Genomic DNA, 24,094 nt, shown 5'->3' on the forward strand with positions numbered 1-24,094 from the left:
ATATGTAGACTCTGGGAAAAAGGAAGACAACCCATGGAAGTTTTGTCTTTACATCAGGTAAACAAAACATACAGCAAGACCCCTGTTTTGCGAGACATCAACCTATCGATTCATCAGGGCGAATTCATTGTGTTCGTTGGTCAATCTGGTTGTGGAAAATCGACCCTTCTGCGCCTTATCGCGGGGCTTGATCTTCAAACATCTGGTGATGTTCGAATAGATGGCACAAACGTCAATGACGTTGCACCCGGGCAGCGTGGGTTAGCCATGGTGTTTCAGTCCTATGCGTTGTACCCACACATGAACGTTTGGGACAACATGGCATTTGCCTTAAAAACAGCTCGGCTTCCGAAACATGACATTTCAGAACGTGTCACTAAAGCCGCCGATATCCTTAAACTGGGATCGCTACTCGATAGAAAACCCGCTCAACTATCAGGCGGACAAAGACAGCGTGTCGCCATTGGCAGAGCGATAGTTCGTGAGCCTAAAATCTTCTTATTTGATGAACCCCTAAGTAACCTAGACGCCGAACTTCGCGTAGACATGCGGGTCGAAATCGCCACACTCCATAAAAAACTCAACGCCACTACCATTTACGTCACACACGATCAAGTTGAAGCAATGACGTTAGCCGACAAGATCGTTGTGCTCAATAACGGTGTCATTGAACAATTCGGATCACCGCTTGAGTTATACAACCACCCTATAAATCAATTTGTGGCAGGGTTTATTGGTTCACCCAAAATGAACTTTATTGAAGGAGATATGGAGGCTGACGGCTTTCATTTCCATGGTTACCACCTCGATATGGTGGATTCCAAAATTATGGGTAGAAAAATAACGCTTGGCATTCGTCCAAAAGACCTCTCTCTAACAAGCAACCCAAAGAAAGCCGATCTAAAAGCCAAAATTACTCACACCGAAATATTGGGTGATGAAAGTTACGTGTATTGCAACGTTGGGTCACGCATGAAACTTGTCGTAACACTGGATGGGCAGCAGCATCTTGAAGCTAACCAAGAGGTGTATCTGGTTTTTAACTGGGATCATGTGCATTGCTTCGATACCCGTGGCATCAATATCGATTACCAAAATAGCGATCGCCCACAATGCGATAGCGAATCCACTCAGCCGCGAAATACGGAAGAATAGGTTGAGCCCGTATGAATAAAGAAAGTAAACCATCCGTCGGGTTCCGGCTCAACCAACAAAAAGTCTACGAAGCGTGGCTCTATATTCTCCCTATGGCGCTTGTGCTGGCGGTGGTCGCCCTTTATCCATTGCTCAAGAATTTTTACTTCTCGTTTACGGATGCTTCGTTAATGGAGCCCGAACTTGCGAGTTGGATAGGGTTAGAAAATTACACTTACTTGCTCACTGATTCATCGTGGTGGAATTCGGTTTGGAACACGCTTTATTTTGCGGTGGTGTCTGTGGCACTGGAAACCGTCATTGGGCTTGGTATCGCTCTAATTTTGAATGCGAACTTGCCTACCAAAGGCATTATGCGTGCGGTCGTGTTGGTGCCTTGGGCTATCCCGACCATCGTCTCTGCAAGAATGTGGGAGTGGATGTTCCACGATCAATATGGCGTGATAAACCAAATTGGCATGTCGATTGGCATACTGAGTGAAAAGATCGCATGGACAGCGGACCCACAATGGTCGATGGCTGCGATTATCTTCGTCGATGTTTGGAAAACCACCCCCTTTATGACGCTGTTGATCTTAGCTGGTTTGCAAATGCTCCCAAAAGACATCTACGAGGTGGCGAAAGTGGATAATGTCCCTGCTTGGCGAGTCTTTTGGCACATCACGTTACCCCTGATCAAGCCAGCCATTTTGGTGGCGGTAGTATTCCGATTGTTGGATGCGCTGCGTATGTTCGATTTGGCGTATGTGTTAACAGGAAGCAGTGAGTCAACGATCACTATGTCGATATTTGCGCGTAAGCAGTTGGTTGATTTTCAAGACATGGGGTATGGGGCAGCGGCTTCAACTCTGTTGTTCTTCATTGTTGCCTTAGTGACGATCGGGTATTTGTACTTATCCCGCAATAGCTTAATGTCTAAGGAGTCAAGATGAAGAACTCCACCAGAAATCGCCTCAGCAAAGGGCTGTTCTACATTTTGGTCGCCATTATTGCGCTGTATACCCTATTTCCATTCTATTGGTCTATCGTATCCTCGTTTAAGCAAGGGGCTGATTTATTCAAAGTCGAGTTTTTCCCAAGTATCCAGTGGGACAACTACATCAGCGTCCTCAGCAATGGTACGTTTTTACGCAATATTCTTAACTCGGTTATTGTCGCGACCGCGGTTGTTGCTGTGTCGCTATTCCTTTCTGTCACCGCGTCTTACGCTCTGGGACGAGTCAACTTTAAAGGAAGAACCACCATTTTGATGGCGATACTGAGTGTATCGATGTTTCCTCAAGTGGTGATTCTGTCAGGGCTGCTGGGCATGATAAACCTGCTTGAACTGTACAACACACTCTGGGCGTTGATCCTTGCCTATATGATCTTCACCCTGCCCTTTACGGTTTGGGTCATCACCACTTTTATGAAGGAGCTGCCCCAAGAATTAGAAGACGCCGCAAGAATGGATGGCTGCTCTACCTTTCGAATCATTACCCACGTGTTCTTCCCAATACTGGGGCCGGCTTTGGTTAGCACAGGTTTACTGGCATTCATTGCGGCATGGAACGAATTCTTGTTCGCCCTAACTTTTGTTCTCAATGATGAAATGCGCACGGTTCCTGTAGCCATTGCCCTCATTTCTGGCGCTAGCCGTTATGAATTACCATTTGGTGCCATTATGGCCGCTTCGGTCATTGTGACGGTTCCACTCGTTGTATTGGTTTTAGTGTTCCAACGAAAAATTGTATCGGGGCTGACAGCAGGTGCGATTAAAGGATAATTTATGAACGTCACTCAATTGAAAAACCACCAAGAAGTCTCGGCTTACCTCGCCCGTATGCTCACTAGCCAAATTCAAGTTACACCAGATTCAAGGATCATACTCGCTTCTGGTGGTACACCATCTTTAGCGTATGAAATTACAGGGGAACAGCTACTAGGAGTCGATACCTCCCGCGTCACCATCATAAAACTGGACGAATGGGTTGGGCTACCCGAAACCAGCGGCAGCAGTTGCGAGTATCAACTGACCCATGAAGTGATAAAACCATGGGGGATTGAACCACACCACTATATTTCTTTTAATGGGTCCGCGAGTGATATTTTAAGTGAAGCGCTGCGCGTTAAAAGCCAGCTAACCGCATACCAACCTGCACACCTTTGCGTTTTGGGGATAGGGCTTAACGGACATATTGGATTCTTAGAGCCTTCCCCTTCTTTGCCGCATCGTTCAAGCGTTGTACCACTGCATGCTATGTCGAAAAACCACCCTATGGTCAAAAATCAGTACGAGGTATCGCTCGGTATCACCATTGGAATTGGCGACATTATGGAGTGTGAAAAAGTCGTCTTAGTAGCAACGGGGGAACACAAGCAACAAATTCTCGCTCGATTGCTGGAGAGTGACATTTCCACATCACTGCCTGCTAGCCTATTGAAACTGCATCCCAACGTTGAATTGATAGTAGATGATAGTGCGATGTTTTAAGTTTCAGTACTAATGTTAAGGAAGATATAGCCAAGTGATCCTGTATCCTTTTCTTACGATACGTAGGACGATCTGAGTATTGAGCAGCTAACACCCAGATCGATGGCGAGTCTACAATCTCAAATATTCGCTATACAGATAGTCAATTTGGTTTCTATCATCATTTTTAGAGATTGTGATGACGCAACTGAATTCCGCACCGTTCATATCATCAAATCGAGGTTTTCTTGGATCTACCCCTAGCTCAGCAATGGTGTATGACGCTTGATCTGCATTAGGAATCAACTGACCATTCATTCGCCACTGATAAGACTCAACTTTTTCATCGTCCTTCAATTCACTGTCAGCACTTACTGAGAGAGTATTACCCACAGCAGGTGTTCCAGAAATATGCAACAGAGGGCGAGCTTGGCGGAATGCTTTACTGCTGAGTTTAGGCGCATCAATTGTTTGATGGTTAATAGCCGAAAGGGTTTCTTCAATAACAGGTTCATTATTACCATCCAAGATAATATCACCATTTCCGTCTCTGGCGTACCTGACATAGTCGCCTATCACATCTGAATTACCTCGTAGATCCACATCACTAATGGTATTTTCGAAAGACAGATTGTTGACGATTTCACCAGTCCAAGGAACGCGAACACTAGTACACAAACGAACCGAGGAGACACGATTGTGATTAATCAGCATGTCGAAACGTCGCTGTTCATTTTCTCGATCATTTGTATTCCCTAGGTCAAACCCAGAGATAATAATTCCTGACACCATCCCCAAGTGACCTTCGACGGTGTTGTCATAAATACTAATGGAATGCGATATATTCTCAGACGCAGCTCCTATGCCAAAGGTATTTGCAGCGGCTGAATGCCCCACCGGAAGCCCCCCTGAGAATAGTAAATTATGTCGGCAAGTACCTTGACGACCACTCAAGCTCACACCAAAATATTTCCCCCCTATTTTACAATTCTCAACCAGATAGTGATTCCCTTCGATGGCTATAGAGCCCTTCAGGCTAGTTGACTCGCTAGATTGCAAGCATACACAATCATGTATCCAGAGATCATAACAACGACCACTCAACCCATCGTCTTCTTCACTGAATTGTATGCAATCCGCACCTCCACCTAGTGGTGCATCAAAATAACTGAATGCGATCTCCATAGGTCGTTGTGCGCCAGCTTCTCTGTTAATTGATTTGCCATAAACTCCGTCTCCATACACATTCTTTATACGTAAAAAATCAATTTTAGTCCCTTTTGACCTAAGTAGCCTTATTCCTGACGAGTTAGCATGATCATTGTTCCCAGACACAGTTAGTCGGAGTAACGCTAATTCATTCGTGGTATAAATATACAGAGGAACATTTCCATTTAGATTAGTACCTGATAAATCTGAATTCTCAGAATCAAACTCAATATCCTTAATTTCTGTGTACCCACTGTCTGTAATGACTTTGTTGTTTGGGTATTTCCTAACTTCGACTAGATATAGGCGGTCATTGCTATTATTTTTTGCTAACGCCGTATTAGTTGTTAGGATCATCTTAGGTTTATTTAAGAATGGGTCACCAAAAGCACCAATCGTTTGATTTTTGCTTATTATGATACCAAATTCGAATATATCACCTCGCCTATAGAATATTTGTCCATATGACGTGTATGGGATTGGGATTGAGATTTCTGATTCCAGTATAGGTTTGTGTGGCTGTTTCCCGTCATTGCCTGTATCCCCGCTTTGAACAATGAATAGTGCATCCGTTGTGTCATCATAGACGGATACTTCCAGTTTAGTAGTTTGAGTCAGACCATTTCGTATTCTGGTTACTTCGATAATACGTGATTCCGTCGTCACAATTTGGGAGGAATCCTGAACACTTAACACACCATCGATTAGCTGAAACCCCGCTGAATCTCCAGATAAATTCCATAGATCTCCGAACTGGTTTTTGCCTATACGACCTAGAACGTAACCGTTAGGTGCATCGATCCCGACTCGCAGACATTCAAAAAAAAGATATTCACGATCACGCCCTTCCAAGGTGTCAAAAGGAGGCGGTAAATTATCCATATCAAGCTCAGGAATTAAGCTTCGCTGACTACTAGCGCTTGTATCTCTTTTCACACTATATAAGTGTTCCCACAAAGGATTAGATATCGGCACCCCCGGAGAAATATCTGCCGTTGCTAAATAATGATGAATAAAGCCGTCTTCAATAATTCGAACTTCTGAGCCCTTGATATAATCTAAATCTATATCGTGAACTGTTATCGCGTAGTCCCTTTTCTTTAACTCTATGGTCATATTATTTCTTCCCTAACTTTTTGTGACGTTGATCTAATTAACTATTGACGCTTTTATAAATTAACACCACAATATCAGTCACTCAATATTAGAAAAGAGTCATATCGAATTTAAACAATCCATCGTAATATTTATCCCTCTCAAGGTAATTTATATTTTTAAAAATTTAATATTTAAAACAATAAAGCATTAGTAAATAATGACTAACGTATAGAAATATTAAATTGAAAGCTAATTAAATACTAAGTAATCACTCATTCTGAGAATTCGAAAACTTGCTTTATCATCAGACCTCAATATTTTCCCTCACAAATGTGTACCAATCGTCTCACTCTCTTTTCATACCACTCTTGGTTTCCATGTGGCATAACCTTAAAAATTCCCCCACTTCAACAGCAATCTAAGGTGACTTGGTAAAGGCAAAACACAGCAAACCATGCTAGAATCTGCGCCACTATTTGCACCGTGTTATAGGTGCACGCTTAAATATCAATTGGATTTCTTCATGCCATTTTCCAAATTAGGACTCAGTCGTCCGATCACTACCGCTATTGCCGAGCAAGGTTACGACTCCCCAACGCCGATTCAGGAACAATCCATTCCGGTTGCTCTGCAAGGGAAAAACATCATTGCAGCGGCGCAAACTGGAAGCGGTAAAACCGCTAGCTTCGTGCTGCCTATTTTGGAACAACTGAGCCAATCAGAAACTCAGCGTAAAAAGCGTTTCAGAGCATTAATCTTAACGCCGACTCGTGAACTCGCCGTTCAGGTTAATAAAAGCATTAAAGTGTACGCCAAACATCTGAACCTAAAATCGCTTGTGGTTTACGGCGGTGTAGATGATAAGCCTCAAAAGCAAAAGCTGATTGAAGGCATCGATATTCTGGTGGCGACACCAGGGCGTTTGCTGGATCTTTACACTCAACGTGCCGTGCATTTTGAAGAAGCGGAAATATTGGTTCTCGACGAAGCCGATAAAATGCTCGACATGGGCTTTATCGACGACATCAACAAAATCATCGAGCGCTTGCCTGTTGATGTGCAAAACCTGCTGTTTTCTGCCACGCTTTCTCGTAAAGTTCGTGACCTTGCGAAAACCGCTGTACCGAACCCTGTCGAAATTTCTTTGCACCTACAAAACGCTGAAAAGCCAAAGATCGACCAGTGGCTAGTGACGGTAGATAAAGACAAGAAATCAGCATTGTTGAGCCATTTGATTCAAGAGAATGACTGGGACCAAGCACTTATCTTTATAGAAACCAAACATGGTGCAGCGAAGTTAGTTTCTCAGCTAGAGAAACGCGGTATTCAAGCGGAAGCATTCCACAGTGGTCGCAGCCAAGCTATTCGCGGGCAAGTCTTAGCGGATTTTAAATCTGGCAAAGTAAAATACTTAGTGGCGACAGGCGTTGCAGCCCGTGGGATAGACATCACCGAACTCAGCCGAGTGGTGAACTACGATTTACCTTTCCCGCCAGACGAATACGTGCACCGCATTGGCCGTACGGGTCGTGCAGGTAAATCAGGTGAAGCGATCTCTTTTGTATCCAAAGACAACTTCAAAAATCTTTGCATGATTGAGAGCCTAATGGGTGAATTGATTGTGCGTAAAGAAGTGGAAGGATTCGCACCAAGAAAAGAAGTGCCTATTTCTATTCTAAATTATGTGCCTAAGAACAAACGTAAGCCTAAAGATAAAAGCTAAAAGCGCTCGCAACCTATTGTGAGATGTTTGGTAATACCCTCCGTTACTACTCCCCCATAGCAAAACCTCATCGACTGAGCCCTCAACCGAGGGCTTCATCACGAAAAGTACCCCCACGTGTTACGCAAGTCACCTCAAGCTACTCACTCCACTTGGTATTCAGGTAACAAATCCGTCTAAGCGAATTTTATGTTCAATGAATGCAAAAACTATGACAGGTTGAACGAACCTCACGTACATAATTATTGTTATTTCAGTTAATTACCGAAGTTTGCGAGTGATTTATAAATTAAAGGTCAGTGCGATTGTTTCTAGAGTATTGGGTTGATAGCTTGCCAGCAGAAGTATCCGATATCTATTTAAATAAGAGGTAAAAGATCTATGAAAAGCTTCACCTTGCGCCCTTTATTCGTTTCCACAGTGTTGGCAACGATGACACTCTCCGCTGCTCATGCCGCGACCACAACTTGGCCGGGTCAAGAAGTGGGTGTATTAACCTATAACCTGACGGCCGACAAGCTGATTAAAACCGGTCCGATTCGCTTAGGGCAGATGGATTTAAATATCTCCGATGCAGAGCTTGATCAAATTCGAGCCAGCGCCCCCGATCAAGCTACAGCAGACAAGCTTGTCGAAATTGCGATCCTGAAGCGAAAGGTATGGCGAGCACCTTATTCTTTCGTCATCCCAAATGAGCGACCACATTGGGCAATGGCCATGGCGCACGCTGCACAGCTTTTCAAAAACGTGACAGGGATTGATGACCCTTACCACAGCGCAAATCTATATGCAGCCAAAACGCTGCAAGAAAGTGCAGTTGGCGCCGACTATGACGCCAAAACCTTTACTTATCCGACGCCTCCCACCTATAAAGACCAAGATCCAAATCACTCCAATTATGGTATCTGGAGTACGCTACATAACGGCAGAACCAAACACGATGGTTTCTTCCAATTAGAAGGACATATGTATTCTGCTTACGGCGAAATGATGAGGATGTTCCCTAATCGTTTCTACAAAGGCATCAAACCAGATTCGGTTTACAAAGCAGTCGAACCTTATGAGATGACCTCGCCTATCTATAATGCGGTGTTTAAACCTGAACAAGGAAAAAACAGTTTTGTTCCAAGCGCCATCGGTGCATCGTACTACAACATTTTTGCTTACTACATTTTGGCGCGATCTTCAGATAACTTCGGCGAATTTGTCGTTGAATCAAAAGATCCACTGGCATTAACTAAGCTGATTTCTGTCGGTTACAACCGAGGACTGAGCCCTAACAGCATGGCGTTGAATCCTTTAAAACCAGATGTAAGAGCGCACTGCGCGTCTTTGACTGTCATTGACGAATGCTTCGACCCAGAAAACCAAGGTGGTTTCGGAACCAGTTACCTCTATCAAGTGCCGTACAAAGCAGTAGAACTTAAAGACGTCGCCGAAAATAACGGTCCTGGCTACCCAGGTTACTACACCAGTCAAATTGACTGGGCAACGGTAAGCAGCTATTTGGATGCGCTTGGACCACTCTACACACCTGAAGAAATTACCTCGGCTAAAGCTTCTGCAAAAACAGCATTTGATGCGGTTGCGAAACAAGGAAGCATAGATTTTGCGAACCAATTTGGCGGTGTTCTTGATGCTATTTTGTTGTCACTTCCAGTGGACACGCCTTGGACACAGTTATGTAAAGCTGATGGCGGCGCGTATGACGCATTCAACCGTGATGGCACCTTTAAAGGTGTTGAGCACAGCTACCGATGCAAGCCAGAGACTGTGAGCAAGCCACTTATTTTAGGTACTCGCGTTGGCGACAGAGCACCAGTTGCGAGAGCCGGTGATGACCAGATCATTAGCCACGAAAAAACCGTTACACTTGATGGCTCTAAATCTTTTGACCCAGACGGCGACTCCATCACTTATTCATGGAAACAAGTTAGCGGCGCACCAGTAACTTTAACAGCACAAGGTTCTCAAGCATCGTTCTCTGCCCCTTCCGTCACGGCGACAAGCGTGCACAACTTCCAACTTACGGTCACAGGTAATGGAAAAACAGGCACCGACGAAGTGGTAGTAACATTACGACCTAACCAAGCACCAGTTATTGCTTACAAACCCGTGAAAGATATCTTTATCGGCGATACGGTCACAATTGATGCAAGTAAAACCATTGATCCTGATGGAGACACTGTCAGCTACCGCTGGGCTGGGTTACCTGATGGTTCCGTGGTAAACACAACCACACCAACAATCAGCTTCAAAGTGCCAGCTGCTACTACCTACACAATTGAATTAACTGCCACCGATTCGCTAAATAATACAGCGGTAGCGGCGATTCCTGTTGTCGTTGAACTGGTAGACGCAGGCTCCACATGGGATCCAAACAAGATTTACCAAAAAGGGGATATCGTTCGTCACCGCAATAAAGAATTTACCGCGCAGTGGCATACTCAAAACGAAGAACCAGGGGTTGCGGAAGTGTGGTTGCAATCTTACGGGTCTGAAGTGACTGAGTGGGATCCAAAACGCATCTATGGCAAAGGTGATCGAGTGCTATACAACGGCGCAACTTGGGAAGCGAAATGGTATGCCAATTTTGAGAATGTTCCCGGTATCGATGGCGCTTGGAACAAAGTATAACTAACCACTATTACTTATTGCTAGTTAATTAAAGGAGAGCATAAGCTCTCTTTTATTGTGACCTTTATTCCATGTTTATTTTCAAATAATGTTATAACCTCTCAAATTTAGAACCATACAATGAAATTTAACCAACCCCAAAGAAGAAGTTAAATAAAAAAACAGTAAAATATAATTTATTAAAAACCACATTCCATTTAAGCTAACACCCCCCATAAATCTTTTAAAGAACTCCGCTCTTAATGAATAACAAACTCAAAACTCACTGATAATTATAACTTTTATCATCCAGATCCGAAAAGTTAGCGTCTTAACAACAAAAATGTGAACTGTGAACAATCAGAAGCTGAAATATAAAAATAATAATTAAATAATAAAACTTTCACTTTTTCCAAAACTCTAACTCTCACTTCCCTTCTTTGCATAGCGTCATTTAAAGCGTACATTTTCTTTTATTAAAAACGAAAGAAAAAACATCATAAAAGTTTAATGGAACAAATGTGATCGAGTTAAATAATAAAACTATTTTTAGCTGATTAAATACTTAAACACGATTCTAACATTGATAAATCGCTAGGAGAAAACATGAAAAATCCATGGCTAACAACCTGTCTATTAAGTGGTGTTGGTATTTGTACATCTGCAATTGCTAACCAAGAATTTCGCGTTCACCCATATTTACAAAATCCGACGGATAGCGGCATGACCATCATGTGGTTATCAAACAAAAAATCACCTGGTGAAGTGACACTACAGCAACATGGTAAGAATATAGTGTTCACTTCAACACCAAGAGAAGCCAAAGAGTTACGTTATTTTCCGACAGAAATAGAGAAATATGGAAAAGAGTTAGCCAGTTCCAGCGCACCTTACATTCATAGTGTCACCCTATCTGGCTTGAATGCTGGAACAGAATACAATTACGCAGTTACACAAAACGGACAAACCTATAATGCCACTTTTACCACAGCACCGAGTAAAGATGGGAACGTTCGGTTTGTCGTGTATTCCGATTCAGAAACAGAGCCTGAATCGACAGGTCGAACCCGTCGCTGGTCTGAACCATTTGGCGACTTTAACCGACAGTATATAGTTGACCAGACAATAGGCTACCAACAGAACATGAACGTGATTTCATCAAGACAGCCAAATTTTAACGCCATTGCAGGGGATTTGGTTGAGTCAGGGAATGAACAACGTGATTGGGATGAATTTTGGCGACACAATTCCGGCGAGCTAGGTAATGTGGCTTCGCGTGTTCCCATCTTGCCAGCAATAGGTAACCACGAAAACTACCCAGGCCCTGATGGCGGCAAAAATGAGTACGTAGAAGATCTCTCTGCCCAAGCTATTGCTCGCTACCAAACCTATTTTGATGTACCAGACAACGGTAGCAAACGCTCTGTGTTTAAAGACAGATATTACCGAGTGGACTATGGTCCCATCACATACATCACTATAGACACGTCCGACGGCAAAGCCGACAAATCGAGCCAAGATACCAACTGGCGTTTGACAGGGATAAACGCCCCAGATTTCAACCCAGGTTCAGAACAGTATCAATGGTTAGAAAAACAACTGGCAGACGCCCAAAAAACAGCCCAATTCACTTTTGTACAGTTTCATCATGTACCTTATTCCGTCGGTCCACATGGATTTCCGACTGGCGACCAAGGTTTTGAAAAAGGCCAGGATAACCAGTCTGGCGTGCCTGTAAGAGTCCTCACTCCGTTGTTCAAAAAATACGGTGTCGATGCCGTATTTGCAGGGCACGATGAGATGTACGAGCACTCCGTCGTAGAAGGTATTCATTTTTACGATGTTGGTATTGGCGGCGACGGGCTTCGCGGCCCCTATTTCGGTAAAGATGGTAAATACGATGTCCCGCTAGATAACCCTCACCAAGTTTTTCTCGCTCACCTTGACGCTCCGGAGAAATGGGAAGGCAAAAAGCTGGTTAGTGGTGGTAAGCACTACGGTCATTTAGAAGTGAATGTTCAGAAAAGCGAGAAAGGAACATGGTCGGCGGAAATTGCCCCTGTCTACGTATTCCCAATGATGGACAAATCCGGATTTATCCAAAGCTGGGAAAGAAGAGTGTACGACGATGTTGTTACTTTAACCAACTGAGCGAACTAGTTGTTATGCGTGCCAGCGCGTACAAGCAAGCATATGAGTAACCGGGTATATGGGTGACTGAATATATTAATAACTAAGTATATCAGTCACTAACTCGATGGCTTCCTTGTCTACGCTGGCACATTTTTTAAAGCGAGAAGCCTTATTGTGCAACTGTAGGATGTTTGTTACCCCTAAATTATTCGATAAAAAGTGAGCCCGATTATGAATGAGTTTGATCGCTTAGATTTTAGATAGTTTGAGTTACTCGATAACTTAAGCTGTTTGAAACTTAAGCTGTTTGAAACTTAAGCTATTTGAAACTTAAGGTGTTTGATGCCAAGGCAACGTGAGCTAAAGTTAAGCATATACCAATAGCAGAATACGTTTAACCGCCAATGACTGACACAGCAAAACGTCGCGAAGCCATTTTGAGCCACATCCAAACTCACCAGCAAGGTGATGTCAATGATTTCGCGGAGCAATTCCAAGTCTCTAAAGTCACCATTCGAAACGATCTAAATTACTTAGAAAAACAAGGGTGTGTGACTCGATGTTATGGCGGGGCAAAGCTAAACCATCAATTTGCATTCGATCAACCCTTAAGCGACAAACAACAAATCAACAACCGTATTAAGTCCGAGCTCGGTGCTTACGCCGCGAACTTGATCAAGGATGGTGACACCATTTTGCTTGATTCCGGATCCACCACCGAACAAATTGCCCATCACTTAAAAGGCAAACATAATTTAACGGTGATGACCAACGCCATTAATATCGCCTACCATCTTGCCACCCAAGATGGCGTTGATGTTATGGTCACTGGTGGCGTCCTTCGTAAAAACTCTTACTCACTCTACGGTGCGGCTGGAGAGCACCTACTTGCAAGTTACCGTTTTAACCTCTTGTTTATTGGGGTAGATGGGTTCGACAAAGAAACGGGAATCAGTACGTCCCATCAAGGGGAAGCTGAGGTCAACCGAAAGATGCTTGCGTCAGCGCAGACCGTTGTCGCCATTACCGACTCGTCGAAGTTCGATCGCCAAAGCTTTTGCTCGATCGCACGCCCAGAACAAATCGACATACTGATTACCGATAGCGGTATTCCGGTTGGCTACGCAGAAGCTCTCAAAGCCAAAGGCATTGAAGTGCACATCGTCACCGTCACTTAACCGTATTATGTGGTAAAGCCTCCCACCCCAATTCCTTTCTTCAATTCAGTATTATTCAAACCTTTTATCTACCCCTATTACTAAAAATGTGATCTTACGCATGAGTCACTTCGAAATCTTGCTATAGCTCACTCTTTCATTGCCCCTTTCAGTTCTGAAATCGCAGATCAATGGTGTGATGGTATCTATTGACTGAAACATCAAAATTAAAACGAAAGTCAAACCTTTCACTTCTCACGAAACGAAAGGATTTTAGCCCCAAGAACGAAAGACAATCACCTGTGATCGACCTTTCATTTTTGTTTCACCATGCCTGATTTAATTCACAACAACAGACACAAGAACATTTCAGCTGTCGATGAAAAAAGAAAGGCAACGGTAATGACGAGTACACAAAGACGACAAAAAATCATGGAGCACATTCGTTCGCAAGGCTCAGGAAAGGTCGATGAGTTTGCAGATGAGTTTGATGTGTCGGCGGTAACCATTCGCCATGACCTCAATTTGTTGGAGAAAGAAGGCTGCGTTTTCCGGTGTTACGGTGGCGCAAATTTGAATCCGAATTTTGCCTTCGATCAGCCTCTTTACCGAAAAGATCAACTTAACCGCAGTACCAAGCAAAAAATTGCTCACGCTGCAGCAGCACTAGTGCAAGATGGGGAAGCCATCATACTCGACTCGGGCTCAACCATTGGGCTAATGCCGCAATACCTCACGAATAAGCAGCATCTTGTCGTTCTCACTAACGCGCTGAATACTGCGTATCAACTCAGCAACAATGAACAAATCGACTTACACGTGGTCGGTGGCAGTTTGCGCAGAGCGTCGTGCTCATTAACTGGGCATCACGGCGAACAACAAATTCGCTCTTACCTGTTCGATAAACTGTTCTTAGGAGTCGATGGGTTCGATTTGGGCGCAGGCATCACTACACCAGACAGCCTCGAAGCTCAAATCAACCGCACCATGTGTGATGTCGCAAGGCAAGTCATCGCGGTGACCGACTCCAGTAAATTCGGGCGTAAAAGTTTTTGCACGATTCGAGCCGCTAATCAAATCGACGTATTGGTCACCGACAGCAACATTCCTCATACCACTCATCAGGCACTCTTAGATATGGGTGTCGACGTCATTCTCGCCGATCAAACGGTCAATTAGGAACCACAATGAAAACTCTACAATCGCTGATTGAACAACATAAGCAAGGGCAAACCACTGGCATTTATTCCGTGTGCTCTGCTCACCCTTTGGTGTTGGAAGCCGCTATCAAACAAGCGGCTGCAGACAACCAATTGGTTTTGATTGAGGCGACGTCCAATCAAGTTAACCAGTTTGGTGGCTACACTGGCATGACACCTCTGAACTTTTCTGAACACGTGTTTCAGCTTGCAGAAAAACACCGTTTCCCCGCCGAGCGCATCGTTTTAGGTGGCGACCACCTAGGTCCTAATTACTGGCAGCATTTACCAGCACGTCAAGCCATGGAATATTCCGCGCAAATGATTCACGACTACGTGAGCGCGGGATTTAAGAAGATTCACCTTGATTGCTCCATGGCTTGTGCTGACGATAAGTCACCACTAAGTGAAAGTGTTATGGCAGAACGGGCTGCACAGCTTTGTGTTGTCGCGGAAAGCGCATGGAATGAAGCAGGTGGAGAACCCCCTCTGTATGTCATTGGTACAGAAGTACCCACACCCGGTGGTGCCCTAGAGTCGTTGCAAGAAGCAGGATTAGAACTCACCAGCCCAGAAAAAGCCATAGCGACATTAGACGCGCATCACCAAGCATTTTACGATGTAGGGCTGGAGCATGTTTGGTCACGCATCATTGGTTTAGTTGTCCAGCCGGGCGTCGAGTTCGATCATCACTCAATTCATCACTACCAAAGCAGGGCGGCTCAACCTTTGAGCAAGGTAGTGGAAGATCTGCCTCACCTTGTCTTTGAAGCACATTCGACCGATTACCAAAACCCACAGGCATACCATGAACTGGTTGACGATCACTTTGCGATTCTCAAAGTCGGTCCCGCGTTAACTTTTGCATTGCGCGAAGCACTCTATGGGCTTGAACGTGCTGAACAAGAATGGTTGGGGAGCCATGAAGCTTCTCACCTGCGCGACACGGTTGAACAAGTGATGCACGAAGAACCAGACTACTGGCGTTCTCATTACTCGAGTAAAGGACATCAACAATTCCTTGATTGCAGCTACAGCTTAAGCGACCGAATTCGCTATTACTGGACACACCCTAATGTCAAAAAAGCGCAAAACGCATTATTTAGCAACCTCGAGGCACGCCCATTACCTCTGACTTTACTCAGCCAGTATTTACCAAATCAGGCAAAAGCCATCCTACAAAATCAAATTCAAAACCTACCTGCTGACATTGTCATACACAAGATCATGGAAGTGACCAAAGTCTATTCCGCCGCTTGTTATTCCAATTCAGTGACGAGTAAGGAGACAATTTAATGACGACCTACTTAGGCTACGAACCCGCTTGGCTAGACCAGCGCAATGGCATTCACACTGCTCAAGAAATTGAACATCAACCGCGTTTGTGGCGACGTTTGGCAAACGATTTAGAAAGCCAATCGAATTCAATTAACGCGTTTTTATCGCCTCTATTATCGCGTTCAGATCTTCGCATCATTCTTACAGGCGCAGGCACATCGGCATTCATTGGTGACACTGCCATGCCTTTTGTTCAATCGAAGTTGAGCTATCAAGTTGAATCTATTCCAACCACCGATTTGGTTTCAAACCCAGAGCAGTACATTAACCCAGAGCGCCCTACTTTACTGGTCTCCTACGCTCGGTCTGGTAACAGCCCAGAAAGCGTTGCCGCGGTCGAACTGATTGATCAGCTCGTTCCCGAATGTTTTCACTTAATTCTGACGTGTAATGAAAGCGGAGCACTTTCTCGCTACGCGAATACCGCTGCCAACGCGTACTGCATGATCATGCCTGAAGGTTCTAATGATAAAAGCTTTGCCATGACGTCAAGCTTCAGCTGCATGCTGATGTCTACGCTGGTTTTATTAGGGGGCAACGATACAGATCAATCGCACACCAACATCGCCACCATTGCCAGCTTATGCGAGAACAAAATTGAGCAATGGCAATCCGCCATCAAATCGTTGTCTGCGCTGCCGTATGAGCGATTAATTGTGCTTGGTAGCGGCGGGTTTTCAGGGCTGGCGCGTGAAGCGTCGCTAAAATCGTTGGAACTCAGCGCCGGAGCAGTCATGACTGCGTTCGATTCTTCCCTTGGGTTCCGTCACGGTCCTAAGTTCACCATCAACGATAAAGCGTTGGTTATTCAGTTTATCTCCAGCGCCAACTATACCCGCCAATACGATATTGACTTGTTCAACGAAATCCAACGAGACCAGCAAGCCTTAAAGCACATTGCCCTCACTGAAAAAACGTTAGACAACACCAATGTATTCGAGCTTGGACAATTAGATGTGGATGAAGAATGGCTCTGCTTTCCTTACATCTTGTTCTGCCAAATGTTGGCATTTGAGAAATCACTTCAACTTGGGCTAGGGCCCGACAACCCTTGCCCAACAGGCGAAGTTAACCGAGTAGTACAAGGAGTGACTATTCATCCATTTAACAATGACATTAAAGGGAATTAATCATGCCAAATATCGTTTTAAGTCGAATTGATGAACGCCTCGTCCACGGGCAAGTGGGCGTGCAATGGGTCGGCTTCGCCGATGCCAACATTGTGGTCGTCGTTAATGACGAAGTAGCCGAAGACACTATCCAGCAAAACCTGATGGAAATGGTGCTGGCAGACGGCATCGCCATCCGGTTCTGGACGGTGCAAAAGACACTAGACACCATCCACAAAGCCGCTGACCGCCAACGCATCTTATTGGTTTGCCGTACCCCTAAAGATTTTCGCCTGTTGGTGGAAGGCGGTGTCCCAATTACCAGTATCAATGTTGGAAATATGCACTTTGTGGATGGAAAGAAACAAGTATCTAAAACGGTTTCGGTCGATGCCGAAGACGTCGAGGAGTTTCATAAACTCAACGCGCTTGGAGTGAACTGCACTGTACAAGGTGTTCCTACAGAAAGCGCAACGGATCTTTTTACGCTTATTTAGCAATAAGTATTTTAATAAATAAGGACAAACTCTCATGGAAATAGGACTCTTACAGGCGTTGATGCTCGGCATCCTTGCCTTCTTTGCTGGCCTTGATTTGTTCAATGGTCTCACCCACTTTCACCGACCTGTCGTACTTGGCCCGCTCGTGGGCTTGATCCTTGGCGACGTTCAAACCGGCATTTTGGTGGGCGGTACGCTCGAACTTATATGGATGGGCTTAGCGCCGCTCGCTGGTGCTCAGCCTCCCAATGTGATCATTGGAACCATCGTGGGCACCGCCTTTGCCATATCCACCAGTGTTGAACCGAATGTTGCCGTTGGGGTTGCGGTGCCATTTGCTGTCGCAGTTCAAATGGGGATTACCTTGCTCTTCTCCGCTATGTCGGCGGTGATGTCTAAGTGTGATGCCTTTGCTCGCGATGCCGATACTGATGGTATTGAACGCGTCAACTACTTCGCACTCGTTGTACTTGGCTCTTTCTACTTCCTCTGCGCTTTCTTACCGATATACCTTGGCGCAGAACACGCAGGAGCAGTGGTAAGTACCCTTCCAAAAGAACTGATTGATGGTCTTGGTGTAGCAGGTGGAATCATGCCCGCCATTGGCTTCGCTGTCTTGATGAAAATCATGATGAAAAACGTATACATCCCGTATTTCATTATCGGTTTCGTTGCAGCTGCGTGGCTAGAGTTACCTATCCTCGCGATAGCGGCTGCCGCAACAGCCATGGCGATTATCGACTTTATGCGCAAGTCAGAACCCACCTCTGTAACAGCATCAACTAAGGATCTTGAAGATGGAATCTAATGTGAGCAATGAATTTGACCTCCGCACTCAAAATACTGCGGTGCAACCTGCGACAGGCGTGGCTCAGGATGAGTACGAGGATAAAGAGGTTGGCGCGGAACTGACGAAAACGGACATTAACAAAATGGTTTGGCGTTCACTGCTTTTGCAAGCGTCATTCAACTTTGAACGTATGCAAGCAGCGGGTTGGTTGTACGGTCTCATCCCCGCACTGAAAAAGATTCACACCAACAAGGCGGATCTTTCCAAAGCGATGCAAGGGCACATGGGCTTTTTCAACACCCACCCATTCTTAGTGACGTTTGTTATGGGCATTGTGCTGGCAATGGAACGTTCCAAACAGAATATCAACAGTATTCAAAGTACTAAGATTGCGGTTGGTGCACCTATGGGGGGGATTGGTGATGCCATGTTCTGGCTAACGCTTCTGCCTATTTGTGGTGGTATCGGTGCCGACCTAGCCCTGCAAGGCTCCATTATGGGAGCAGTGTTCTTCATGGTTCTGTTCAACGTAGTCCACTTTGGCTTGCGATTCGGGCTGGCGCACTACGCGTATCGAATGGGGGTTGCTGCTATTCCCATCATTAAAGCAAACACCAAAAAAGTTGGGCACGCTGCATCCATGGTTGGGATGACCGTTATCGGCGCATTGGTCGCAACATACGTTCGCTTATCGACTACCGCTGAAATTACGGCAGGTGATGCCGTGGTCAAACTGCAAGCTGATGTTATTGATAAGCTCATGCCTGCCTTTTTGCCTCTGCTGTATACGTTAGCCATGTATGCCTTGGTAAAACGAGGCTGGAGCCCTCTAAAACTGATTGGCATCACCGTAACACTCGGTGTCGCAGGTCGCTTTATGGGCTTTTTGTAAACTCGGCTTTTTCACGAAACATTGCTTTCACAAAACACTGTTTTTCACGAAGCACTGCTTTTCATGAAACAAAAAAGGGGCTGAATCGTCAGCCCCAAAAAAAGGAATAACACATGATTGCTGTCATTTTGTCTGGTCACGGAGGGTTTGCTTCCGGTATTGCGCAAGCGATTCTTCAAATCATTGGTGACCAACCACAATTTAAATCTATCGATTTTCCAGAAGAAGCCACAACACCGCAACTTGAGGAAGCAATGCGCAAAGCCATTGAAGAAATAGACTCGGGTGACGGTATCATTTTTCTTACCGATCTCCTTGGTGGCACTCCGTTTCGCACCGCTTCACTGATTAGCCAAGAACGCAGTGACATAGAAGTCGTCACTGGCACGAATTTACAGATGGTAGCGGAAATGCTGCTCGATCGAGATGAGCTAAAACTCGCGGAGTTTCGAGACCAAGCTTTGGCATGCGCTCATCGTGGTATCACATCCCTCGCCGCAGAGATGGCGCAAAAAACCAACCAAACTACGGTGGCAGAAGAAGATGGGATCTAACCAAGCTGATCATCAGCACTTGCAGAATCGGCAATCCAAACCATGCCACGTTCAAAACACCTATCGCGCCAAACGGATTTTACAGGGTGTTCAATGGCTAGATGACGCCGTGATCAGCGTGGACAAGCATGGAAAAATCAGCGCAATCGAGCCATTCGACGCATCCTGCCACACGTCGGTGGTCGATCTTGGTGAAGTTAGCCTGTTACCGGGGCTAATCGATTCTCATGTGCATGGTGCGAAAGGATGTGACGTGATGGATGCTAAACACAGCAGCCTAAATACCATGTCTCTATTCTTTGCTACTCAAGGTGTTACAGCGTTTGTTGCAACAACAGTAACTGCTCCCGTCGCAAAAATTCGCGCGGCATTAGCGCAAGTCGCACAAAGTAAAAAGCAAGGGGTAGAAGGCGCAGAAATTCTCGGTGCTTACCTGGAAGGTCCCTATTTTACCGCTAAAAATAAAGGAGCACACCCCACTCAATGGTTTAGAGAGCTCTCAATCGAAGAGATTGACAACTGGATTTCTTACAGCGACAACCAACTAATCAGCTTTGCGTTGGCGCCAGAAAAGCAGGGAGCGATTGGTACTATCCGGCACCTACGTTCACAAGGAATAAAGGTCATGCTGGGCCACACCGATGCCAGTTTTGACCAAGTACAACAAGCCCTAGATGCTGGCGCTAACGGTATTGTTCATTGCTATAACGGCATGCGAGGTCTACATCATCGTGAGCCTGGGGTGGTTGGAGCCGGTCTTATCCACCCAGACTGCTACGTCGAGATGATCGCGGACGGCCATCATGTGCACCCTGCGGCTATCGCGGTAGCACACCGGTGCTGCGCGTCGCGCTTAACCTTGATCACCGATGCCATGTGTGCTGCTGGTATGCCAGATGGTGATTACACATTGGGAGAATACACCGTAACAATGAAAGACGGTGTAGTTAAAACTGATGCAGGTGGCTTGGCAGGCAGCACGCTCACACTAAATAGCGCGGTGCACAACATTCAGCAGTGGCTCGACTTACCGCTCGAACAAGCATGGCTAATGGCATCACTGACACCCGCTCAATCGCTTGGTATTCAAGATCAATTCGGCACTTTGGAAGTTGGCAAACGCGCTTCCATGGTGGCAATAAATTCAAATTTTTCCATTACTCACACTTGGGTTCACGGGCGTCTCGTATTCAACTCGGTTTCAACGCCCAATCAGGAGGCTTTATGTATCTAATTTCTTCGCGTGAAATGCTTAAACGCGCACAACATGGTGGCTACGCGGTTCCCGCATTCAACATTCATAATCTCGAAACCGTACAAGTTATCGTAGAAACCGCCTCTGAAATGGGATCACCCGTTATTTTGGCAGGCACGCCGGGCACCTATGATTACGCTGGCACCGATTACCTTGTCAGTATCTGTAAAGAAGCTGCCCACAAGCATTCCATGCCGCTAGTGTTACATTTGGATCATCATGAAGATCAACAAGATATCCGCAATAAGGTTGAACATGGCATTCGCTCGGTCATGATTGACGGCTCTCACTTCGTATTTGAACAGAATATTGAGATCGTGCGTTCTATCGTGCAGCTTTGCAGTCGCTATGATGCCAGTGTCGAAGCAGAGCTCGGTCGCTTAGGTGGGCAAGAAGATGACTTAATTGTGGACAGTGCAGACGCCCTGATGACCGACCCGTACGCTGCGGCAGAATTCGTACGTCGAACAGGCATTGACTCTTTGGCGGTCGCTATCGGTACCGCCCATGGATTATACAAAGCCAAACCCAAACTCGATTTTGATCGGCTAGAAAAAATTCGAGCGGAAGTGGATATTCCCTTAGTACTTCATGGTGCATCAGGCATACCAGATGACGTCGTTAAGCGCTGTATTGATTTGGGTGTATGCAAAGTGAACGTAGCGACAGAATTGAAGATCGCATTCTCTGATGCGGTTAAGCAGCACTTTGCTGACAACCCTAGTGCGAACGACCCTCGCAAGTACATCACACCCGGCAAAGCGGCAATGAAACAAGTGGTTATGGATAAAATTCGTATGTGCGGCAGCGAAGGAAAAATCTAAAAAAAGCGCTTTTTCATTCCAAGCCAGCGTCATCTCTTTTTTCACAACACCATCCCCCATTAGGTGTTTTACAAGGGGACCAAACTCTCGGTCCCCTATTTTTTGATACAACAGTAATCACCCAATCCGAGACGTTGCTAACATTTCTCCAGCTATAACGAAGAACAATACATAAATATCTGAGTTCCGATACTCAAAAACACTACTGGCGTCTTGAGCTTTTGTCGCTTTGCTTTCATATGTTCGTCACACCAATGCCTTAACTCACCTCTATGCTGTGCCCATAACTAATGCACACAAATCCATACCCAAAGAATTTTACCCAAGGAAACAAACCGATGCCTATAAGATACTGGCTCATGCTTGTCGCTGTACTTGCCTTAACAGCGTGTAAAGACAACAAAGAAATGTTCTTCGATTACGGTTCAGAATGGCGCTACATGGACAGCGGTATAGAACCATCACCTAAATGGAATCAGCCAAGTTATGACGACTCGGACTGGAAGAAAGGCGAAGGTATATTTTCTTATGGCTACGACCACCCAATTGATGGCAATACAGCGCTTACCAACTACAAAACAATGAGCTTTCCTGAGGCGACACCGAGTGCCTACTATTTCCGAAGAACCATCAAGGTAAACAACCTTTTAATACTGAAAGATGTGTACCTAAAAATGCGGGTGGATGACGCTGCCGTTATTTGGGTAAATGGCGTTGAGATCGCACGTTCTCCTCTATTAAAACGCAATCAAACGCTCACCAATACCACCTCTCCGATGAAGTATTCAAAGTATGCTGAGGAAGCCGAAAACACATTTGTGCTGCCTTCCAAAGCTTTCGTTAAAGGCGAGAATATCATTGCTGTTGCGGTATATAATCAGGTCAACCATTCCACGAATGATGTTCAGTTCAATGCATCGCTAAATAAAGAACTTAACTACAAAGGGGAACCAGACGGTCCTTACGTTACCCAACTTTCCAATGGATCAATTCGCATTGAAGCAGTGAGCCAGTCGGGGTTAACCAGACGCACCTATGACCAAGTCCCGAGCAAAGGAATTAAGGTTGACCTACCTGGTGAGTTGGGCAGTTTTAACGTGCAGCTTAACGAAGGCGTTACACCACCGCCTTACCAATACGATAAACCCACTCAGTTTTTTGTGACTTCCGATTTCGAAGGCAACATAGAGGCGCTCGTTTACATGCTGGTTCAGGCTGGCATTATGGACAAGGAATACAATTGGACGTATGGCTCTGGGCACTTGTATCACTTAGGTGATCTGTTCGACCGAGGTGAATACGTAACTGAAAGCTTATGGCTTTTCTATCACCTTGAAAACCAAGCGCAGCGCGCTGGTGGCGACGTACATTTCATTTTGGGTAACCACGACCTAATGAACTTTTATGGCGATTTCCGCTATGTTCACCCTCGCTATTTTGAAAATGCCAGTTTGATGGGCAAAACCTTTCTAGAACTTCACGCCAAAGACACCGTGCTTGGTCAATGGCTGCGTTCAAAAAACATTATGGAAATCGCGGGTGACACGCTGTTTGTTCACGCTGGTTTTAATAACGATCTTATCTCTGCGTTAAAAGACGGTCGCTTGTTATTGAAAGACATCAATGCTTATGGGCGTGAACACATGGATGCGGGTTACATCCGATATGACGATCAAGGCAAGCCGATTAAAGACGCATATTACTTACCTTCACGACTCTACTGGGATCGCGCCGTGCCACGAGAGCAGTTATCGCAGGACCAACTAGAACAAGGACTTGCCGAATTTGGGGCGAAAGAAGTCATCATTGGGCATACTGTTTTTGAAAAGCCTTCTTATCTATACGATTACCATGTCATTGCCGCAGATGTGGATCATCAAACCAATTACAGCGTAGAAGGAAGAGTTCAAGGCTTGGAATACGAGAATGGAACCTACCACCATTTCATTGCGGATAAAGCGTCTGGCATTACTCGTAAGCCTGTGGAGCTTCTAGCACCGCGCTAACCCCTTACTCTTACGCTAGTTTGCTTTAGGTAAGTACCTTTTTAATTCCGCCCCCTCTCCATCTGAGGGGGTATCATCTTGAGG

General features: G+C 45.3%; 19 protein-coding genes. 18 read left to right on the forward strand and 1 reads right to left on the reverse strand.

All coding sequences use genetic code 11. The annotated features are described in order from the left end of the window. Positions 1 to 33 precede the first annotated feature (33 nt). Genes LDO37_RS26165 through LDO37_RS26180 form a run of 4 tightly spaced genes read left to right on the forward strand, consistent with a single transcriptional unit; the run spans position 34 to position 3,628 of the window. The gene (locus LDO37_RS26165; RefSeq protein ID WP_126606846.1) at positions 34 to 1,155 is read left to right on the forward strand and encodes an ABC transporter ATP-binding protein; all 1,122 of its coding nucleotides are present in this window, start codon (positions 34 to 36) and stop codon (positions 1,153 to 1,155) included. A gap of 11 nt (positions 1,156 to 1,166) precedes the next feature. Beyond that, complete coding sequence (locus LDO37_RS26170) at positions 1,167 to 2,087, forward strand: carbohydrate ABC transporter permease (protein ID WP_101113017.1); 921 nt, start codon at positions 1,167 to 1,169, stop codon at positions 2,085 to 2,087. Beyond that, entirely contained in the window at positions 2,084 to 2,920 is an 837-nt protein-coding gene (locus LDO37_RS26175) for a carbohydrate ABC transporter permease (RefSeq protein ID WP_126606845.1), read from the forward strand. Before LDO37_RS26170 ends, LDO37_RS26175 begins: the two co-directional genes overlap by 4 nt. Positions 2,921 to 2,923: 3 nt before the next feature. Then, positions 2,924 to 3,628, forward strand: a complete 705-nt coding sequence (locus LDO37_RS26180) for a 6-phosphogluconolactonase (RefSeq protein ID WP_126606844.1) — start codon at positions 2,924 to 2,926, stop codon at positions 3,626 to 3,628. A gap of 111 nt (positions 3,629 to 3,739) precedes the next feature. Here the strand turns inward: LDO37_RS26180 and LDO37_RS26185 are convergent, their stop codons facing one another. Then, positions 3,740 to 5,932 carry a hypothetical protein gene (locus tag LDO37_RS26185; RefSeq protein ID WP_126606843.1) on the reverse strand — a complete coding sequence of 731 codons (2,193 nt, stop codon included), beginning with the start codon at positions 5,930 to 5,932 and terminating at the stop codon, positions 3,740 to 3,742. 505 nt (positions 5,933 to 6,437) lie between these two features. Between LDO37_RS26185 and LDO37_RS26190 the strand changes: the two genes are divergently transcribed. The 14 genes from LDO37_RS26190 (at position 6,438) to LDO37_RS26255 (ending at position 24,010) form a co-directional block, all read left to right on the forward strand. Further along, a complete protein-coding gene (locus LDO37_RS26190; RefSeq protein WP_126610236.1) occupies positions 6,438 to 7,637 on the forward strand; it encodes a DEAD/DEAH box helicase in 1,200 nt (399 codons plus the stop codon). Positions 7,638 to 8,018: 381 nt separating this feature from the next. Next, positions 8,019 to 10,274 carry a PKD domain-containing protein gene (locus tag LDO37_RS26195; RefSeq protein WP_126610237.1) on the forward strand — a complete coding sequence of 752 codons (2,256 nt, stop codon included), beginning with the start codon at positions 8,019 to 8,021 and terminating at the stop codon, positions 10,272 to 10,274. 585 nt (positions 10,275 to 10,859) lie between these two features. After that, positions 10,860 to 12,404 carry a purple acid phosphatase family protein gene (locus LDO37_RS26200; RefSeq protein WP_126610132.1) on the forward strand — a complete coding sequence of 515 codons (1,545 nt, stop codon included), beginning with the start codon at positions 10,860 to 10,862 and terminating at the stop codon, positions 12,402 to 12,404. A gap of 386 nt (positions 12,405 to 12,790) precedes the next feature. Further along, on the forward strand, positions 12,791 to 13,564 hold the full coding sequence (gene agaR / locus LDO37_RS26205; protein WP_126610131.1) for a transcriptional repressor AgaR: 774 nt from the start codon (positions 12,791 to 12,793) through the stop codon (positions 13,562 to 13,564). Positions 13,565 to 13,945: 381 nt separating this feature from the next. Beyond that, positions 13,946 to 14,722 (forward strand): transcriptional repressor AgaR, encoded by a 777-nt coding sequence (agaR, locus tag LDO37_RS26210; RefSeq protein WP_126610130.1) that lies wholly within the window; start codon positions 13,946 to 13,948, stop codon positions 14,720 to 14,722. 8 nt (positions 14,723 to 14,730) lie between these two features. Further along, complete coding sequence (locus LDO37_RS26215; protein WP_126610129.1) at positions 14,731 to 16,038, forward strand: D-tagatose-bisphosphate aldolase, class II, non-catalytic subunit; 1,308 nt, start codon at positions 14,731 to 14,733, stop codon at positions 16,036 to 16,038. After that, positions 16,038 to 17,210, forward strand: coding sequence for an SIS domain-containing protein (locus LDO37_RS26220; protein WP_126610128.1), 1,173 nt, complete (start codon positions 16,038 to 16,040; stop codon positions 17,208 to 17,210). Before LDO37_RS26215 ends, LDO37_RS26220 begins: the two co-directional genes overlap by 1 nt. 2 nt (positions 17,211 to 17,212) lie before the next feature. Continuing rightward, positions 17,213 to 17,686 (forward strand): PTS N-acetylgalactosamine transporter subunit IIB, encoded by a 474-nt coding sequence (agaV, locus tag LDO37_RS26225; protein WP_126610127.1) that lies wholly within the window; start codon positions 17,213 to 17,215, stop codon positions 17,684 to 17,686. Between the two features lie 34 nt (positions 17,687 to 17,720). Next, entirely contained in the window at positions 17,721 to 18,497 is a 777-nt protein-coding gene (gene agaW / locus LDO37_RS26230) for a PTS N-acetylgalactosamine transporter subunit IIC (protein ID WP_126610126.1), read from the forward strand. After that, entirely contained in the window at positions 18,487 to 19,371 is an 885-nt protein-coding gene (gene agaE, locus LDO37_RS26235) for a PTS N-acetylgalactosamine transporter subunit IID (protein ID WP_126610125.1), read from the forward strand. Before agaW ends, agaE begins: the two co-directional genes overlap by 11 nt. Positions 19,372 to 19,484: 113 nt before the next feature. After that, entirely contained in the window at positions 19,485 to 19,925 is a 441-nt protein-coding gene (agaF, locus tag LDO37_RS26240; protein ID WP_126610124.1) for a PTS galactosamine/N-acetylgalactosamine transporter subunit IIA, read from the forward strand. Further along, positions 19,915 to 21,159 carry an N-acetylglucosamine-6-phosphate deacetylase gene (nagA, locus tag LDO37_RS26245; RefSeq protein ID WP_126610123.1) on the forward strand — a complete coding sequence of 415 codons (1,245 nt, stop codon included), beginning with the start codon at positions 19,915 to 19,917 and terminating at the stop codon, positions 21,157 to 21,159. Before agaF ends, nagA begins: the two co-directional genes overlap by 11 nt. Further along, the gene (locus LDO37_RS26250; RefSeq protein ID WP_126610122.1) at positions 21,150 to 22,004 is read left to right on the forward strand and encodes a tagatose bisphosphate family class II aldolase; all 855 of its coding nucleotides are present in this window, start codon (positions 21,150 to 21,152) and stop codon (positions 22,002 to 22,004) included. The genes nagA and LDO37_RS26250 overlap by 10 nt, the downstream gene beginning before the upstream one ends. A 338-nt stretch (positions 22,005 to 22,342) precedes the next feature. Beyond that, complete coding sequence (locus LDO37_RS26255; RefSeq protein ID WP_126610121.1) at positions 22,343 to 24,010, forward strand: metallophosphoesterase; 1,668 nt, start codon at positions 22,343 to 22,345, stop codon at positions 24,008 to 24,010. The last annotated feature ends 84 nt before the right edge of the window (positions 24,011 to 24,094 follow it).

Source organism: Vibrio penaeicida, assembly GCF_019977755.1.
GTDB classification, from domain to species: Bacteria; Pseudomonadota; Gammaproteobacteria; order Enterobacterales; family Vibrionaceae; genus Vibrio; species Vibrio penaeicida.

What these genes read in the sequence shown, in the direction of transcription:
- LDO37_RS26195 (WP_126610237.1), top strand. Translation starts at nt 8,019, where the DNA reads ATGAAAAGCTTCACCTTGCGCCCTTTATTCGTTTCCACAGTGTTGGCA.
- LDO37_RS26250 (WP_126610122.1), top strand. Translation starts at nt 21,150, where the DNA reads ATGTATCTAATTTCTTCGCGTGAAATGCTTAAACGCGCACAACATGGT.
- agaW (WP_126610126.1), top strand. Translation starts at nt 17,721, where the DNA reads ATGGAAATAGGACTCTTACAGGCGTTGATGCTCGGCATCCTTGCCTTC.
- LDO37_RS26200 (WP_126610132.1), top strand. Translation starts at nt 10,860, where the DNA reads ATGAAAAATCCATGGCTAACAACCTGTCTATTAAGTGGTGTTGGTATT.
- LDO37_RS26180 (WP_126606844.1), top strand. Translation starts at nt 2,924, where the DNA reads ATGAACGTCACTCAATTGAAAAACCACCAAGAAGTCTCGGCTTACCTC.
- agaV (WP_126610127.1), top strand. Translation starts at nt 17,213, where the DNA reads ATGCCAAATATCGTTTTAAGTCGAATTGATGAACGCCTCGTCCACGGG.
- LDO37_RS26185 (WP_126606843.1), bottom strand. Translation starts at nt 5,932, where the DNA reads ATGACCATAGAGTTAAAGAAAAGGGACTACGCGATAACAGTTCACGAT.
- LDO37_RS26190 (WP_126610236.1), top strand. Translation starts at nt 6,438, where the DNA reads ATGCCATTTTCCAAATTAGGACTCAGTCGTCCGATCACTACCGCTATT.
- agaR (WP_126610130.1), top strand. Translation starts at nt 13,946, where the DNA reads ATGACGAGTACACAAAGACGACAAAAAATCATGGAGCACATTCGTTCG.
- LDO37_RS26255 (WP_126610121.1), top strand. Translation starts at nt 22,343, where the DNA reads ATGCCTATAAGATACTGGCTCATGCTTGTCGCTGTACTTGCCTTAACA.
- LDO37_RS26165 (WP_126606846.1), top strand. Translation starts at nt 34, where the DNA reads ATGGAAGTTTTGTCTTTACATCAGGTAAACAAAACATACAGCAAGACC.
- agaE (WP_126610125.1), top strand. Translation starts at nt 18,487, where the DNA reads ATGGAATCTAATGTGAGCAATGAATTTGACCTCCGCACTCAAAATACT.
- nagA (WP_126610123.1), top strand. Translation starts at nt 19,915, where the DNA reads ATGGGATCTAACCAAGCTGATCATCAGCACTTGCAGAATCGGCAATCC.
- agaF (WP_126610124.1), top strand. Translation starts at nt 19,485, where the DNA reads ATGATTGCTGTCATTTTGTCTGGTCACGGAGGGTTTGCTTCCGGTATT.
- LDO37_RS26215 (WP_126610129.1), top strand. Translation starts at nt 14,731, where the DNA reads ATGAAAACTCTACAATCGCTGATTGAACAACATAAGCAAGGGCAAACC.
- LDO37_RS26220 (WP_126610128.1), top strand. Translation starts at nt 16,038, where the DNA reads ATGACGACCTACTTAGGCTACGAACCCGCTTGGCTAGACCAGCGCAAT.
- LDO37_RS26175 (WP_126606845.1), top strand. Translation starts at nt 2,084, where the DNA reads ATGAAGAACTCCACCAGAAATCGCCTCAGCAAAGGGCTGTTCTACATT.
- LDO37_RS26170 (WP_101113017.1), top strand. Translation starts at nt 1,167, where the DNA reads ATGAATAAAGAAAGTAAACCATCCGTCGGGTTCCGGCTCAACCAACAA.
- agaR (WP_126610131.1), top strand. Translation starts at nt 12,791, where the DNA reads ATGACTGACACAGCAAAACGTCGCGAAGCCATTTTGAGCCACATCCAA.